The organism is Nocardia puris (assembly GCF_003315035.1).
In the GTDB taxonomy this organism is placed as follows: Bacteria; Actinomycetota; Actinomycetes; order Mycobacteriales; family Mycobacteriaceae; genus Nocardia; species Nocardia puris.
The window spans coordinates 276,140-292,534 of sequence record NZ_QNRE01000004.1 but is presented as its reverse complement, the minus strand read 5'-3'; the positions used below and the strand labels follow the sequence as shown (position 1 = coordinate 292,534).

General features: G+C 65.8%; 14 protein-coding genes, 2 pseudogenes and 1 riboswitch. Of the genes and pseudogenes, 7 read left to right on the top strand and 9 right to left on the bottom strand.

The genetic code is table 11. The features are described 5' to 3' along the window. Positions 1–3: 3 nt before the first annotated feature. Positions 4–831, bottom strand: a complete 828-nt coding sequence (locus tag DFR74_RS14380; RefSeq protein WP_067502992.1) for a hypothetical protein — start codon at positions 829–831, stop codon at positions 4–6. 395 nt (positions 832–1,226) lie between these two features. On the opposite strand from DFR74_RS14380, the gene DFR74_RS14375 reads away from it, so the two are divergent. Beyond that, positions 1,227–2,426, top strand: coding sequence for a thiolase family protein (locus DFR74_RS14375; protein WP_084537283.1), 1,200 nt, complete (start codon positions 1,227–1,229; stop codon positions 2,424–2,426). Between the two features lie 89 nt (positions 2,427–2,515). Here the strand turns inward: DFR74_RS14375 and DFR74_RS14370 are convergent, their stop codons facing one another. From DFR74_RS14370 to DFR74_RS14350, 5 genes are all read right to left on the bottom strand, one after another. Further along, positions 2,516–2,803, bottom strand: a complete 288-nt coding sequence (locus DFR74_RS14370; RefSeq protein ID WP_067502995.1) for a hypothetical protein — start codon at positions 2,801–2,803, stop codon at positions 2,516–2,518. Positions 2,804–2,995: 192 nt separating this feature from the next. Next, entirely contained in the window at positions 2,996–3,961 is a 966-nt protein-coding gene (locus tag DFR74_RS14365) for an alpha/beta fold hydrolase (RefSeq protein WP_067502997.1), read from the bottom strand. Between the two features lie 460 nt (positions 3,962–4,421). Beyond that, positions 4,422–4,817 carry an RNA-binding S4 domain-containing protein gene (locus DFR74_RS14360; RefSeq protein WP_067503000.1) on the bottom strand — a complete coding sequence of 132 codons (396 nt, stop codon included), beginning with the start codon at positions 4,815–4,817 and terminating at the stop codon, positions 4,422–4,424. A 9-nt stretch (positions 4,818–4,826) separates the two neighbouring features. Continuing rightward, entirely contained in the window at positions 4,827–5,399 is a 573-nt protein-coding gene (locus tag DFR74_RS14355; protein ID WP_084537311.1) for a C40 family peptidase, read from the bottom strand. Between the two features lie 78 nt (positions 5,400–5,477). Further along, a riboswitch (cyclic di-AMP (ydaO/yuaA leader) is annotated at positions 5,478–5,647 on the bottom strand. A gap of 197 nt (positions 5,648–5,844) precedes the next feature. Next, the gene (locus DFR74_RS14350; protein ID WP_067503002.1) at positions 5,845–6,120 is read right to left on the bottom strand and encodes a hypothetical protein; all 276 of its coding nucleotides are present in this window, start codon (positions 6,118–6,120) and stop codon (positions 5,845–5,847) included. Positions 6,121–6,257: 137 nt separating this feature from the next. Here DFR74_RS14350 and DFR74_RS14345 point away from each other — a divergent pair, with 137 nt between their 5' ends. From DFR74_RS14345 to DFR74_RS35405, 6 genes are all read left to right on the top strand, one after another. Then, positions 6,258–7,439 (top strand): ATP-binding protein, encoded by a 1,182-nt coding sequence (locus tag DFR74_RS14345; protein ID WP_067503003.1) that lies wholly within the window; start codon positions 6,258–6,260, stop codon positions 7,437–7,439. Positions 7,440–7,570: 131 nt separating this feature from the next. Further along, positions 7,571–9,520, top strand: a complete 1,950-nt coding sequence (locus tag DFR74_RS14340; protein ID WP_067503006.1) for an acyl-CoA dehydrogenase family protein — start codon at positions 7,571–7,573, stop codon at positions 9,518–9,520. A gap of 480 nt (positions 9,521–10,000) precedes the next feature. Further along, the gene (locus tag DFR74_RS35415) at positions 10,001–10,765 is read left to right on the top strand and encodes a hypothetical protein (protein ID WP_147265833.1); all 765 of its coding nucleotides are present in this window, start codon (positions 10,001–10,003) and stop codon (positions 10,763–10,765) included. A 146-nt stretch (positions 10,766–10,911) separates the two neighbouring features. Next, the gene (locus tag DFR74_RS35965; protein ID WP_157115788.1) at positions 10,912–11,079 is read left to right on the top strand and encodes a hypothetical protein; all 168 of its coding nucleotides are present in this window, start codon (positions 10,912–10,914) and stop codon (positions 11,077–11,079) included. After that, a complete protein-coding gene (locus DFR74_RS35410; protein ID WP_147265832.1) occupies positions 11,076–11,978 on the top strand; it encodes a hypothetical protein in 903 nt (300 codons plus the stop codon). The genes DFR74_RS35965 and DFR74_RS35410 overlap by 4 nt, the downstream gene beginning before the upstream one ends. Beyond that, positions 11,975–12,538: a hypothetical protein gene (locus tag DFR74_RS35405; RefSeq protein ID WP_147265831.1), complete on the top strand. Its 564-nt coding sequence runs from the start codon at positions 11,975–11,977 to the stop codon at positions 12,536–12,538. The genes DFR74_RS35410 and DFR74_RS35405 overlap by 4 nt, the downstream gene beginning before the upstream one ends. A 173-nt stretch (positions 12,539–12,711) precedes the next feature. Here the strand turns inward: DFR74_RS35405 and DFR74_RS14330 are convergent. The 3 genes and pseudogenes from DFR74_RS14330 to DFR74_RS14320 form a co-directional block, all read right to left on the bottom strand. Next, positions 12,712–14,100: pseudogene (locus DFR74_RS14330) on the bottom strand (IS1380 family transposase). Between the two features lie 176 nt (positions 14,101–14,276). Then, positions 14,277–15,057: pseudogene (locus DFR74_RS14325) on the bottom strand (transposase). Positions 15,058–15,141: 84 nt separating this feature from the next. Continuing rightward, complete coding sequence (locus tag DFR74_RS14320; RefSeq protein ID WP_067503015.1) at positions 15,142–16,284, bottom strand: cation:proton antiporter; 1,143 nt, start codon at positions 16,282–16,284, stop codon at positions 15,142–15,144. Positions 16,285–16,395: the final 111 nt, after the last annotated feature.

Below are 16,395 nucleotides of genomic sequence, written 5' to 3'. Positions count from 1 at the left end.
GGATCAGTTGACGAACCGCAGGTCCGAGATGGTGTCGCTGGCCACCAACATCACGTAGAAGTCGGTGAGCATGAGGGTGCCCAGCGTCACCCAGGCCAGCTGCATGTGCCGGGTGTTGAGCTTGGACACCTGGGTCCAGAACCAGTACCGGACCGGGTGCGCGGAGAAGTGCTTGAGCCTGCCGCCCGCGATGTGCCTGCACGAATGGCACGACAGCGTGTAGGCCCACAGCAGCGTGACGTTGCCCAGCAGGATCAGATTGCCCAGCCCGATGCCGAACCCGTCGGCGGTGTTGAACGCGGCCAGCGCGTCGTAGGTGTTGATCACGGAGATGAGCGCGGCCGCGTAGAAGAAGTAGCGGTGCGCGTTCTGGATGATCAGCGGCAGCCGGGTCTCGCCGGTGTACTTCGCGTGCGGTTCGGCGACCGCGCAGGCCGGCGGGGAGAACCACACCGCGCGGTAGTAGGCCTTGCGGTAGTAGTAGCAGGTCAGGCGGAAGCCGAGCAGCAGCGGCAGCACCACGAAGCCGAGCGGAATCCACATCGGCAGTTCGCCGAACGGCTGCCCGAAATGGCTGGAGCCCGGAACGCAGGACGCGCTCAGGCACGGGGAGTAGAAGGGGGTGAGGTAGTGGTAGTCCGGGACCCAATACGCCTTTCGCGCAAACGATCTGACGGTCGCGTACACCACGAAGGTGCCCAGGCCGAGCACCGTGAGCAGCGGCGGTAACCACCAGCGGTCGGTGCGCAGTGTGCGGTCGGAGATCCTGGCCCTGGTCTTGCTGAAAACGCCGGTGCCCGTGGCGGGTGTGGCGGTCGGTGCGGCACTCACAGGAGGACGCCTCGCTTGGTTCGCTTCGGCGGACGGCATCGATACCGTTCGCGATCCGGTGTGATGCTGGCCACCATACGGCACCGTAGCTATGGCGCGAGCGGGGTCCCGCCAATTCCGGACACCTGCTCAGACTATGATTTGCGCCACACTCGCCTCGCGCGCGCGTTCCCGCCGCGCCCTCGCGTAAACGCCCCCGCCGGGCGAACTGCGGAGATACAGAACGACATTCGCGATCGATCTCCGGAGGCCGCGAAATGGGGTGCGCATAACTCCCCCGGGGCGTCACACGCAGGCAACAATCCTGTGTTCCCCTTTCCTCAGAGATTCACCCGCTGACGTGCGCGTTTGCGCCGTCGCGCGCCCGGACTCGGCCGGGGGAAGGAGCCACCGAGATGAGACGTGCCGCGATCGTCGCGCCAGTCCGAACCCCGAGTGGGGTCGAGGGCGGCGCGCTGTCGGGAATGTCGCCGCACTGGCTGGCCGCGACGGTGCTCGACGCCGTCATCGCACGGTCCGGCATCGACCCGTGGCGGATCGAGGACGTCGCGATGGCCTGTGCCGACGGCGGACTGACCGCCGCGCCGGACCTGAGCAGGCTCGCCGCGCGCGGGGCCGGACTGCCGTTCGCGGTGCCGGGTTTCCTCACCGACCGCAGTGGCGGCAGCGGACTGCAAGCCGTCATCACCGCCGCGATGATGGTGCAGACCGGCGCCGTCGACGTGGTGGTCGCCGGCGGTGTCGAGGCCGCCGCCGAACCGCTGCGACCCAGGCCGGGCGATGTAGCCAACGCCGAGGAACTGGCCAGGTATTACGGCATCCGGCGCGCGGAGGCCGACGAGTTCGCCGTCGCCAGTCACCGCAAGGCCGCGCGGGCGTGGCGGCAGGGCACCTTCGGCGCCGAGGTCATCCCGGTCGGCGTGCTCGCCGACGAGATGCCCGACGAGGACACCGGCGGCCACCGCATCCTGCGCGACGAGGGCGTGCGCGACGACGTCACCGCCCGCACGCTGGCCACCCTGCGTCCGCTGATCTCCGACGGCGTCGTGACCGCGGGCAATATGAGCGCCCACCGGCACGGCGCCTCGGCCTGCCTGGTGGTGGCTGAGGACCGGCTCGACGAGTTCGGCCTCACCCCGCTGGCCTATCTGGTGGGCTGGGCGGCGGCGGGCTGCGACGCGGGCGCGGTCACCCTGGGCGCGGCGCCCGCGGTCTCGAAACTGCTCGGGCGCACCGGTTTCGGTCTCGACGACATCGATCTGCTCGAGGTCGACGAAGGGTTTGCCGTGGAGGTGCTGGCGCTGGCCAGGGAGTGGGACCTCGACCCGGGTGAGCGGCTCAACGTGAACGGCTCGTCCATCGCGCTCGGCCACCCCGTCGGCGCGACCGGACTGCGGATCATGACCACGATGCTGCACGAACTGGGCCGCTCCGGCGGGCGCTTCGGGCTCGAGGCGATCGCGCTGGGCCGCGATCACGGCATCGCCGCGCTGTTCGAATCGGCGGGGCTGGAGCCGGAGGTGGAAGTCCCCAGGGGCGCGCGCTTCCACGGCGCGCGCAAATCGCGCCGGGCCGGGCGGCACCGCGCCGCCTGAGGTCGATTCGGGCGCCGCGCCGGATGCGGTGCGCTCGGCGCCGTGGCGGTGCTCGCCCTGCGACGGACGAGCACCGCGCCGGGGCGGGTCTACTTGGTGCGCGGGCGGGAGTGGAACCCCAGGCCTTCGTCCTGGGCCCCCATCCACGCGGCTTCGTCGGATTTACTGTCCGGGACGTAGATCTTGTCCTGCCTGCCGCGCACCACTTCGGGTGGCGGTGCGCTCTCGAACTCCTCGGTGTCGATCAGGAGCCGTTCCAGATCGTTCTCCAGGCGGCGCACCACGCCCGCGTCGCCGTAGTGGGACCGCAGTGCGCCGATGGACTGCCGGAGCTGGTTGACCGCGTAGCGGAGCTGCTCGATATCGCTGCGTGTCATCGTGACCTCCTGGGTTCCTCGGTGGACTCTGCGACCCCGGCTACGCGGATCGCGGCGCCGGACTCCGTCCGTGACCGCGAGCCACCGAGTCGTGTGACCCACCACACAACGTGATCTACAACACAGTACAGAAAGTTACGGAGTTCGGCTCGTCGGCGAGCGGATTCTCAGGTTTGCCCGGTGGTTGCGAGGTCAGCCGGCGGCGGCGTAGCCGGGCCCGGTGTCGGTCATGGCGGCGACGGCGCGATTCACCAGCGCGACGATCGAGGACGCCACCTCCTCGGCCCGCTCCAGGATGACGCTGTGACCCGCGCCCTCCACCCGCACCAGCTCGGAGCCGGTCAACTGCGAGGCCAGCACCACCGAATGCGCGAACGGCACCACGATGTCGGCCGAGCCGGCGAGCACCAGCGCCGGGATGCCGCCGAGGCGGTGCAGCGAGGCCGTCTCGTCGAAGCTGATGAGCGAGCCGAGGAAGCCCGCCATGGTCGGCAGTGGAGTCTCGTTCAGCATGGCGGTGGCCACCGCGACCACGCGCGGGTTGATCTTGCGCGCCCCGAACATCGCCTCGCGCAGGATCGGTTCGAAGAGGCGGCGCGAGAACCGTTTCGACGCCTGCATCACCCGCGGCGCGCGCAATACCGCCACCCGCAGCGAGTTCACCGCGTACCGGTGCAGGAACCGGCCGAGACCCACTTCGGTGAGGCCGTTGGCCGCGCCCGCGATCAGGCCGAGGCCCACCACGCGGGTGCCGATGGACTCGGGGAACATCCGGGCGTAGGCCAGCAGCACCATCGCGCCCATGGAGTGTCCGACGAGCACGACCGGCCCGGCGGGGGCCATGGTGCGCAGCACGGTGTCGAGATCGCGGCCGAGCTGGTCGATGGTGTAGGTGGCCGGGTCGGCCGCGCCGGATTCACCGTGGCCGCGGTGGTCGTAGAACACCATCCTGGTGTCGTGTCCCCACTGCCGCAGCAGTTGGTCGCGCAGGTCCGACCACGATTCGACGCGTAGGCAGTGTCCGTGCACGAACACGACGGTCAGCGGTGCGTCGTCGGCGCCGAAGGTGCGGACCGAGATCGGGACGCCGTCGTCGGCCGACACGGTGACGCGATGGCCGTCGAAATCGGCGGCGCGGCGGGCGATCGTCGTCGACATGAGCCCTCCTGGCGGGGACACCGGGTGCGGAGTACTTGTCTCCGCGTGTCGATATCCATTTCCGCGCCGTTAGCGGCCCATACCGGGCGTTATCCACATGTTGTCCAACCGAGTCCGGCGAGGTGCCGGTGGGGGGGTCGCCCCGAGGTCTGGGTATGTCTACTTATATCTAGTAAATTTCATACACATAGTAATATTTCACTGACCGGGTGTGGATGGCTGAGTATCGTCGATTCTGTAAAAGCTGCTAGACGCCGCTAGATTCGGCAACCAATGCGCCTCGTTGGGGCGCTGCGAGTATCTATACCTGTATATGAGAAATCAAATACTGATGTATATCTTCGAACGGCGATCCGGTGCCTCAGGTGTAGGTCGGTCGAACGCGGCCGCAGGCGGACTGTTCCACCAGGCGGTGCGGTAGGCGGAGGAGGCGTCACCAGCCGCGAGCCGGGTCACGCGATCAGTCGACAGTGCGCCCCAGCAGTCGATCCGTTTCGCGCCGTTCACGTTTCGTGGGCCGTCCGCTGCCTCGGTCTCGGCGGGGCATGGCGGCCAGGAGTTCGCGCGGGGGCGGCTGCGGGCTGCGGTCGATGAGGCACTGGGCGGCGATGGGGGCGCCGACGCGTTTGGTGACGATACGCTCGACGATCACGATGCGCTCGACACCGCCCACCCGGATGCGGATCTCGTCGCCGGGACGGACCGGCTGGGCGGGTTTGGCGGTGCTGCCGTTGACGCGGACGTGGCCACCGCGACACGCTTCCGCGGCGGCGGAGCGGGTCTTGAACAGCCGAACCGACCAAGTCCAGGAATCGACCCTGGCTTGGCCGGGGGTGGCGGAACCTGCGGGTGGCACCCGTCCAGATTAGGCCGCGATGCGGCGGGCGGTCACCACCATGTCGGGGCGCAGCGGGGTGTAGGACACCGGCTGACCCGACTGGACCGCGTTCAGCAGCTTGCCGTCGCCGGCGTACAGGCCGACGTGGCCGCCGCCGTTGGTGACGACGATATCGCCGGGCCGCAGGTCGCGGAACGCGACGGGCGCGCCGACGTGGGACTGCTCGAAGCTGGTGCGGGGCAGCTCGATTCCGGCCTGCTTGTAGGCCCACTTCACCAGGCCGGAGCAGTCGAAGCTCGACGGGCCCGCGGCGCCCCAGGAGTACATCGCGCCGACCTTGGTCTTGGCGGCGTCCAGGGCGATCTCGGCCGGACCCTGCTGCACGGGGTTCTGGAACTGGATGCTGGGCAGCTGCGGCGCGGCCAGCGGAGCCTGCGGCGAGTTCAGCGCCTGCTGAAGCTGTTCGTTGAGCTGCTGCACGGGCTGCTCGAACTCCTGCGGCACGGGGACGTCGAAATCACCGACACCGGGGATGCTGAGCGTGGCGGCCATCGCGGGTACCGCGGGCATCGCGCCCGTCGTCGCGGCCACCGCACCCATGACGAGTGCACCCTTCACGGAATTCGGCAGTCGCGATTCCCGCTGCAAGCTGTGTTTACCCACCGAGCTGAGTCTCCGATCTTCCTGCTCTCCCGCCGACCGGGTTAGCTGACGGGTTCGGGCCGGGAAGATCGGCCCTACCACGAAGACACGGGGCCTTCGCGGATTCACCCCAGACGAACCTGTGGGTCCCCGGCACGACAGCCGAGATCCGTTGGCCCCGACAGCCGTTTAGGCGGTGACTCCATGGCGCCGCTTCTCCGCCGAAACGACATCCTCCACGAAGTCACGAGAAGATTACGACGCCGGAGCGGTGTTGTCCAGCGCACAGACCAGGGATTTCGGGGGCTTGTGAAAACTCACTGGACAAGCAGGGCGAATACCGGCGACACGCGAGTGTCACGGCCGGGTCTCGGCGCCGCGGGCGCGTCACGAACCGGGCACGTCAAGATCGCTCGCGCAGCGCCCGCTCGAGCTCGGCGATGCGGCGGTTCGCGTCGGCCAGCCCCACCTCGAGCTTGCCGAGCGCCATCACCAGCGGGCCCACCGCGAGGTCGGCCACCAGCTGGGGATCGTCGAAGCCCTGTTCGATGGCGGCGAGGATATTGGCCCGGATCAGCTTGGCCTGCACGGCCCGCTCCGGAACGGTCCAGGACTCGACGACTTCGGCGACACCGCCGGGCACGTCCGGCTCCTCCGGTTCCATGAACTCCTCCGACATGACCCTCCGCTCCGCCGCCCCCGGACGCCCTCAGCGTAGAGATTTCCCTCCGGAAGACAAGGCCCGACTACACATGTCTACGACATCGTCTAGACAAAGCAAGATTCTTCTACCGGAACGCGCTACGGTTTCGGGGCATGGACCCCGTGCGCAACCCGTATGCACCCGGAGCGGGCCAGCGCCCGCCCGAACTCGCCGGGCGCGACAAACAACTCACCGCCTTCGACATCGTGCTGGAGCGGATCGCGCGGGGCAGGCCGGAGCGCAGCGTGATGCTGACGGGCCTGCGCGGCGTCGGAAAGACCGTGCTGCTCAACCAACTTCGCTCGGCGGCGGTCTCGCGCGGCTGGGGGACCGGCAAGATCGAGGCGCGCCCCGACCAGGATCTGCGCCGCCCGCTGTCCTCCGCGCTGCATATGGCCACCCGCGCGATCGCGATGGCGCACCGCAATCCCGAGCGCGTGGACGACTTCCTCGGCATCCTCAAGGCTTTCGCGTTGCGCGCGACCGCCGACAAGGGCATGCGCGAGCGCTGGCAACCGGGCATCGACGTGCCCGCGGTCTCGGGCCGCGCCGATTCCGGCGATATCGAGATCGACCTGGTGGAGTTGCTGAAGGAGGCGGCCGCCCTGGCCGGCGACATCGGAGTGGGCATGGCGATCTTCATCGATGAGATGCAGGATCTGGGGCCCGCCGACGTCTCGGCCATCTGCGGGGCGTGCCACGAGCTGAGCCAGGACGCCGCGCCGCTGATCGTGGTCGGCGCGGGCCTGCCGCACCTGCCCGCGGTGCTCTCGGCCTCGAAGAGCTATTCGGAGCGCCTTTTCAGCTATCACCGCATCGACCGGCTGGATCGGGAGTCGGCCGATCAGGCGCTGATCGCGCCCGCCGAGCGCGAAGGAGTGAAATTCACCGAAGACGCGCTCGACGTGCTCTACCAAAAGGCAGACGGTTACCCCTATTTCGTGCAGGCCTACGGGAAAGCCGCGTGGGATCAGGCGCCGGAAACACCGATCTCCGCCGAAGACGTCGAGGTGGCCTCACCCACCGCCGAGGAGGAGCTGGCGGTGGGATTCTTCGGATCTCGTTACGAGCGGGCAACTCCCGCCGAGCGGGAGTATATGCGCGCCATGGCCGACCTCGCGGGCGATGACGGCCCGGTCGCCACCGCCGCCGTGGCGGCTGAGCTCGGGCGTAAGCCCGCCTCGCTCTCGCCCGCGCGCGACGGGTTGATCAAGAAGGGGCTGATCTATTCGGCCGAGCGCGGCACCATCGGGTTCACGGTCCCGCATTTCGGGCGCTATCTGCGCAGCGTGTGATTGCTCGATATTCTCCTGTCTATCAAGATCATTAGAAATCGATAGAAATCCCTCAGCCGAACTCCTACCGGCGGGTAACCATCTTTCCTACACTCGAATGTGATGCCGATCACCTCCGAGGAGGACATGCTATGGCGACCACAGCGAAAGTCGACGCCACCGAAGAACAGTCCAGGGCACTGGTCGAGGAGTCCCGCGAAACCACCTGGGCCAAGCCGTCGTTCGCCAAAGAGATGTTCCTCGGACGCTTCCGGCTCGACCTCATCCACCCCTATCCGACGCCCGGACCCGAGGACGCCGCGCGCACCGAGGCCTTCCTCGCCAGGCTGCGCCCGTTCTGCGAGAGCATCGACGGCGGCGTGATCGAGGAGCAGGGGCGCATTCCCGACGAGTACGTCAAGGGCCTGGCCGAACTCGGCTGCTTCGGCTTGAAGATCCCCGAATCCCATGGGGGGCAGGGACTCTCCCAGTTCGGCTACAACCGCGCGCTGATGCTCGTCGGTTCGGCGCACCCCAGCTTGGGTGTGCTGCTCTCGGCGCACCAGTCCATCGGCGTGCCCGAACCGTTGAAGCTGGCGGGCACCGCCGAACAGAAGGCGGAGTTCCTGCCGCGCTGCGCGGCGGGCGCGGTGAGCGCGTTCCTGCTCACCGAACCCGATGTCGGCTCCGATCCGGCGCGGATGGCCAGCACCGCCACCCCGACCGAGGACGGCGAGGCGTACCTGCTCAACGGCGTGAAACTGTGGACGACCAACGGCGTGGTGGCCGAACTGCTGGTCGTGATGGCGCGGGTGCCCAAGAGCGAGGGCCATCGGGGCGGCATCTCCGCGTTCGTGGTGGAGGCCGATTCGCCGGGCATCACCGTGGAGCGGCGCAACGCGTTCATGGGACTGCGCGGCATCGAGAACGGCGTGACCCGGCTGCACGACGTGCGGGTGCCCAAACGCAACCTCATCGGCCGCGAAGGCGACGGCCTCAAGATCGCGCTGACCACGCTGAACGCGGGGCGCCTCGCGATCCCGGCGATGTGCACGGCGGCCGCGAAATGGTCGCTGAAGATCGCCAGGGAATGGTGCGCGGCGCGCGTGCAGTGGGGCAGGCCGGTCGGCGAGCACGCCGCGGTGGGCGAGAAGATCTCCTTCATCGCCGCCACCACCTACGCGCTGGAAGCGGCTCTGGACCTCTCCGCGGCCATGTGCGACGAGGACCGCAACGACATCCGCATCGAGGCCGCGCTGGCCAAACTGTGGGCCAGCGAGATGAGCTGCGAGATCGCCGACGAGCTGGTGCAGATCCGCGGTGGGCGCGGCTACGAGACCGCCGCCTCGCTCGCGGCGCGCGGGGAACGCGCGGTCGCCGCCGAACAACTGCTGCGCGATCTGCGGATCAACCGCATCTTCGAGGGGTCGAGCGAGATCATGCGCCTGCTGATCGCGCGCGAGATGGCCGACGCGCACATGGCGGCGGCGGGTGCACTGGTGGACCGCAAGGCGGAGTTGAAGGACAAGGCCAAGGCCGCCGTGGGCGCGACGGGTTTCTACGCCAAATGGTTCCCGCAACTGGCCGTCGGGGCGGGCACGGTGACCGGCTCCTACAGCGAATTCGGCACGCTGGCACGGCATCTGCGGTTCGTCGAGCGCACGTCGCGCAAGCAGGCCCGCTCGCTCATGTACGGCATGGCGCGGTGGCAGGCCGGGTTGGAGTACCGGCAGAACTTCCTGGGCCGCATCGTCGACATCGGCGCGGAGCTGTTCGCCATGTCGGCCTCCTGCGTGCGCGCGAAGGCGCTGCTGGACGCCGGCGCGCCGGAAGGGCGCGCGGCGGCCGAGCTGGCCGACACGTTCTGCCGGCAGTCCCGCATCCGGGTGCGGCAGTTGTTCGACGCGCTGTGGGAGAACACCGACGACGAGGACCGCACCGTCACCCGCAACGTCCTCGACGGGCGCTACACCTGGCTGGAGGACGGCGTCTTCGACCCCAGCGAGGGCACCGGGCCGTGGATCGCCGAGTGGCAGATCGGGCCGTCCACCGAGGAGAACCTGCTGCGGCCGTTCCTCCCGTCGACGCGGACGCACGCCTGAACGATCGGGGCCGCCGGAGCGTCCGGCGGCCCCGAGCAACGCGAGAATCGACGCGATCGCAGCATACGAACTTCGCTGGGAGCAGTAGCCTGGGCGTGTGGGCGTGTGGGCGTGTGGGCGTGTGGGCGTGTGGGCGTGCTGATTACCGCGTCGCCGGTTTAGCTTGTGAACTGCTGGGGACGCCATGGACTCGCCGTTCAAGTAGCTTGCTCGAGTTGAGGCGCGCTACAGGTGTCGTCGCCGGAGATGGCCCTGATCCCCGGCGACCTATGAGCCAACGTGCCCATGTCTGCCTACGAAGTACGGGACGTGGTGTCGACCGACTACTCGGGCCCGGCCCGTTCCACTCGTTGTTGACACAGCGCGGGATCTGGTAGACGATCACGAAAAGTCTATGTGTGTAGGGGGATTCATGCGTTGTCCAAGAACAACCCAGATGCAGGATATGGCAATTAGCTCATGCTGTAGCGAGGAGTGGTGATGGCTGTCCAAGGCCACTACAACCACTACGACGACCCCGACGAGTTCTGGGACGATGAGCCGATTGTCAGGAGGCCAAATCCTTCCGTACCGATCGCCCAGCCTGCGGTGATTACCTCGCCTCCGGCTGCGCAACCTCTGGTCTCGCAGGATTTGAGTTCAGATCGCGCATCGGGCGCGGAGCGCTGCGGATCATCCATGGTATCAATGGAACTCGATGGCGGCTTCCTTCCTGCACACATACACCTGAATCCCGCGTGGAGTCGTTACGTCGCCCCATACGAAGTCGGTGACGAACTCATGGCGGGTTATAGGGGTGCTGTTGTTGAGCGGCTCAGAAAAGTCTACTCGGGCAGTCGGTGGCCGTCGCCTCAAGAAGTATCGAATACAGCAGTTCCGGACCATCGAACAAGGCTGATGGTTTTGCTCGAGACGCAGAGTTGGGAACAGTATCAAGACGCCGCCAGTGGCATGATAAACGGAGTTCGTCACCAGGTCGGTGGTCGTGTCGAGATCGATGGTCAGCATGCGGTCGTGTTGAACGCCGATCGACAGTATATTAAATCTATTTCAGTGCGGAGCGACTGGGTGGCGTCGGCGCATACCGATCAACTGGTCGGCGAGATTCTGTATTGCTCAGATGTAATTCGATCGCTACGCCCGAAATTCATAGTGAAGATGGACTTCTCTAGGTATTCTGACGAAGATCTCGAGTACCACCTTCGTGGGCACAGGCAACGGCTGCTGAACGAGAGGCTGAGGTAGAGGTGTCCGAAAAAATACGACTCTCCGTTAGGGCAATGGAACACGCAGTCTCGAGATGGGCGAAGGGGGCAAATCATCTACAGGCTGGAAGTGACAGGTCGTCGCTGCTGGAAATAACGAAATCACAGGCGGGTACGTTCGGTCCGATGCTGGACAAGTATGCGCCAGCCGCCCCCTACTTCCATGACAGGCTGCGCGAAGGTGCAACTGTCTTCAGAGATATCTCCGCCGTGTTGGGTGAGGCGCTTGAGCAATATGTGTCGGAGGACGAGTCACGGCGCGACGAGATAAAGCGACTGGAGAATGAGTTGTGACAGACGTAAGCAGTCAGCTCAAGGCCCAGATCGATTTCATTCGTTCGAATACTGACGCAATCCGTGATCTTCCCGAAAAGGTGGATAGCTTCAGTGGACACGTTGTAAAGGCAGTTCGAACGGGCGGTTTCGCAGCGCTAGCTCAGGGTAACCCTGGTCCCATCGTATCTAATGAAACGCAGATTATCGATGAAATATGGGCGAATCGGGACAAGATAAACGAAGCTATCAGGGATTCGTGGAACAAGCTGGATGAACTGAATCCAGAACTGGAAGTTCCTGTTGAACTCGTCCGGATCGCGAATGAATGGCGAAATGTAAAGGGGGATATTCAGGCTGCCGAGCACGACTTTGATGAGACGAATCTGAGTTCTGAGTGGGAGGGGGACGCTGCGCATAGATATATTGAGATGCGAACGAGGCAGAAGGCTGCACTAGTGTCCTTGCCTGCCGTCTGCGAAGATGTGGCGAAAAGTCTGGAGTCAGTGGCGACGGAGGAGTTGGAACTCTACGGTGAGCTGGCCACGAGAACTCAGGAACTGATTGCGAAGGTCATCGAGGTTACTGGTAGCTTTGTGTCCTCATCGTTCGATCTTCCTTTTGGTCCTATAACGGCACAAACGGACCTTCTGACAGCGGTACAGGCGTCACGGCAATTAATCCTCGGCACTGTTGTGTCGATGGCTGAAAGTGCTCTGGAAAACATTATCGAAGGAAATATTATCGCACAGACTCTATCTATTCAAGCCGGAATACCGAACAATAAGTGGCCGACCGGCGTAAAGGCATCGTACGGTCAAGGTGTTGATGGGATTCGGACGGCTATCGGTGACGGTTCTGCCGGTGACGGTGACAAGTCGGACTGGGAGCCGGGAAATACGAAGGTGGCAGCAGAGTGAGAAGTAAGGTGTTCGCGGTTGCTGCGGTGGGGCTTCTGATCTCAGTTGCAGGGTGCTCGACGACTACTCCGACTGCGGTGCAGGTACCCCCCGAGATCCCGACAGGGATAACGCAAGCTCAGCTGTGTGACTCACTGTTGGCGTTCTTCACGGGTGAACTACAGGCGATCGACGTGCAGGCGGTCCCCGTGAACCCCCTCGATGCAGCCTTGTCAGACGGCGGAATTTGCAAGATCGCCCGAGATCAGAAGGATGTAGGACGATGGGAATCGCGGAGCGTGCCGAACGATACTGATCCGACTGAGGGCGTGACGGGCTTCGAAAGACGGCTGAATTGGGATGTCCCGGTTTGGGTACTCGATGAGCGAGCGCATCCGGAGTATGTGTGGTCGAGGGTGAAATTGGCAACTCGAATCGAGGATTGGAATGCTCGTCTTGAGATTCGGAGTTCAGAAGTGCCGACAGCGGACGGCCCTTTGGACTTGACCGACGAGCAAATCGACGAAGCTGCCCAGTTTCTCATCGAGATGACGCGGACGTTGATCGACGGCACGCGCTAGCCTTGATCTTTCGCGGGGCTGACGTGCTGGCCTGAGCGGTCTCATATCGGCATTTCGATCGTAGTTTCCCCGGTCATGGGTGCGGCAGACGGCCCGCGCAGCGGGCTGGCTTCCGGGGCTCCACAAGCCCGGAACGGTCGATTTCTGAGAAGTAGGGACAGTGATTTTCCTGGTCAGCCAGGTTGTAGGCGTGCTGCTGCGGTGGTGAGTAGTTCAGTCCATGGCCCGTGTCTGGTCAGGTGGAGCCGGGTTCTGCGGGCGTGACGGGCAATCCGACCGGCCGCAAATAGCAACCGCAAGCGCAGTGTTCTCGGTTCCCAACGCCGCGCGTCGTGGTCGTTTAGGGCCAGGGTTTGCATCCACGCCGTCGGGTCCATCGCGAGCGCGACCACGGCCAACCAGATCCGATTCGCGTCGAAGGAATGGAACGGAAGATTACGTAGCCCAGTGTCTTTCGCATTTCGGATGCGGTCCTCGCAGCGCGCGCGACGGCGGTGACGCAACTCGAGATCGGGCACCTGACCTCGGCTGGTGTTGGTGACGAAACGCGGTCAACCGCAGCCCGTCACGGTCGGTGAACCGCAACTGCGCACCCGGATGCGGGCGTTCTTTACGCACCAACAACCGCATCCCGGGCGGCCACCCGGACAGGTCGGTGATGCCAGTGACCTCGACGTCCCAAGCACCGGGCCGGACCTGTCCTTCGGAGTCGTAGGCCGGGTTCCAATCCCGATCGCACAGGTGGGTGTCCATCGTGGTGACGATGTCGTCGGTGAGGGTGAACCCGATCGAGTACCCCAGTCGGCGCCGGCGGCAGTAGTCGAGGAACTCATGGGTTCCGCCGCTGGAATCGGTGCGGACCAACACTTTCCGACCAAACCGCCACGACCGTTGCCCCGGCAGCTGGGCCAGGCATCGGCCAGGATCTGTTTGTGGTCAGCAGCAGTGTTGGAGCCGGCGTTGCCCGGTCGCAGCATCACCGCCGCGGGCTCACCGGCACCGCCGGGCCCGTGGTCGATGAACGACCACAACGAGTGAAAACCGAACCCATGCTTGAATTTTAGTGCCGCATGCTGTTTTTCGGAGTGGGCGTCGGTGAGGCTGGCATCGAGATCGATGATCACCGGATCGTCGTTGCTCACCTGGTGATCAACAGCGTTGGGCCCGGCAGGTTTCCATGCTCGTGCTCGAGCGTGCGCCCGAGCGAAAACTGATTGCCGACAGCGCTTTCGGCGCATCGGTAGCGAGAACGGTGATCAGCCTCGATACCGTCGGATCCGAGGCGACCGAACCGAAGACACCCGGTTCGGCACGCAGCAACGCCAGGTCCGCAGCGCAGTCACCACCGATCGCGAGCGCAACCCCCCCAGATCGAGGATGATCTTGCCGGGATCGTGGCTGGCCAACGGCTTACGCCACGACTTCAGCTGTTCGGACAACTCGCTGGTCAACCGGGCTTTCTCGGCTGCCCGCAGCAGCGGGACCGCACCGGCGTGTGACACGACACCGGTGCCGTGACCATCGATGACCGGCCGCGGATACGGCGATATAGACTCACTCACCAGAAGGGTGCTCCAGACCCTTGAGAAATTCAAACTGTCGCAAGTCGAATTACCGCAGGTCAGAGCATCTTTCGCCATATCAATTGCAGGTCAGGCCCTATTTCCGTGACTGGGCGAGGCTAAGGAGTGTCCCGTAGGTCTGACGCGGTGACGGTGACCGGTCCACCGGCCAGGAATCAGTGAGCGTGGGCGAGGTTGGCCAGCCTCGCCACCCCCAGCCATCGCGACCGCAACCCCTTCACCGCGGAGACGGCAGTCACGCAGGATCTTCCAGGTTTTCATCAGGGCGAAGGCATGCTCGATGCGAGCACGGACCTTGCGGTGTGACTTGTTGTGAGCCTGTTTCCCTTCCGGCAGCTCGACACCGGGTGACTGTCCGTGCGGGATGATCAGACCGGTGCCCTGGTAGCCGCCGTCAGCGATCACCATCGCGTTGCGGCAGGTGTGGGCGGCTCCGGATTCGGTCCGGGCTCGGCAGTCGTTGCGGTTGTCCGGCAACGGCTTTCCCAATGCAACGACCAGTTCCGTGTCGGTGTCGATCACGACCTGGTGATTGGTCGAGTACCGGTAGTTCTTACTCTGCGCGGCGACCTTGTGATCTCGGGTCGGGACTAAGATCCCGTCGACGATCAGCACGGAGCCACGCGGGAACCGGGTGCGGGGCCGTAACGCCAACGCTGACCCGAGGTCCTCGATCACTCGGGCCGCGGCCGATTTCGAGACCCCGAACAGCGCCGCGAGCTGACGCATCGTGAGGTTGGTCCGCCAGTAGGTGGACACCAGCAGCACCCGGTCCTCGAAACACAAACCCCACGGCCGGCCGCGTAACGGCCGGTCAGCGCCCTCACGCTGCAGCCGGATGATCAGGCGAGCGAACGTGGCCGGCCGCAGCCCGGAGAACAGCTCCACCATCAGCGGGTCAGATGCCGAGATCGCAACCGGTGACACGATACCCATTGCTGATCAACGGCTTACAGAACATCCCTTAGCCGAGATGGTTCCTACGCTGGTTCTTGAGTATTCATACTCGCAGGTTCGGAATCAGTTGGTGCTGTGGGAGTTTGGTTGACGGGCGAGGTGGGAGGCCGCCAGGGCGGAGGCGGCGACCGTGATGAGGGCGCCGAGCATGAGGGCGGAGGATTCGCCGGGGAGTAGGACGTGGAGTTGGGTGCCCACGGTGACGGCGGCGACGGGGACGCCGATCTGGGCGGCCGCGAGGGCGGCGTAGCCGACGGGTTGGCCGAGCAGGCGCAGGGCGATGTGGGCGAGGATCGCGGCTGCGCCGAGGGCGACGCCCAGCAGGATCAGGCGGGGGTGTTCGCCGAATTCGCGCAGGTTCAGGCGGGCGCCGAGCCAGACGAAGAACAGTGGGGCGAGGAAGCCGTCGCTGATGGCGAAGAGCTGGCGCGCGACCCGGCGCGGCTCCCCGACCGCCGCCACCGCGAGCCCGGCGGCGAAGCCCGCCAACATGATCGACACGTGCGTCTGGGTGGCGACCGCGCACAGGGCGAACAGCAGCGCCAGGCTGACGCGGAGTTCGAACGCGAACAGCCGGTCCTCCGAGATCCGGTGCACCCGTTTGCGCACACCCGACCGTTCCACCGCGCGCAGCGCCAGGAACAGCCCCACCGCGCACGCCGCCACCGCGACGGCACCGAGCGCCGCCCGGCCCGCGTTGCCGGGATCGATCACCAGGGGCAGCGCCACCACGGCGGCCGTGTCGGCGATCGCGACTTGTGCCGTCAGCGCTAGCACCGGCTTACCGCTCAAGCCGGTCGAGTCGATGATCGGCAGCACCAGCGCCGCGGACGAGGATGCGATCAGCACCGCGTAGATCGCCCCGTGCCCGGTCTCGAACCACGCCGCGATCCCGAAACCCAGTGCGCCCGCGAGAACTCCGACCACTACCGCCCGCAGTGCTCCCACACCCAGCGCCGTGCGCACCAGCGGATCGCGCACCGGCACATGCGTGCCCGCCACGAACATCACCAGCGCGAACCCCAGATCCGCGAGAAACGTGAAGACCGGATCGCTCGCGTCCAGCACCCCGAAACCCGTCGCCCCGAACACCGCTCCCGCCGCCAACTCCCCGAGGATTACCGGCACATGCCAGCTCCGCCGCAGCGCGAGCAGCGGCCCGCACAACCCGAGCACCACCACCAGCGCGAGCATCGAGAACGTCATGGCGCGGCCGATCGTCTGACCATCCCCCCATCATCGGACGGACGGGCCGCGATCGACGAACGACCCGCCCGGCCGGGGCTACGCCGGTACCGACCGCTTCGCGCGCGGCGT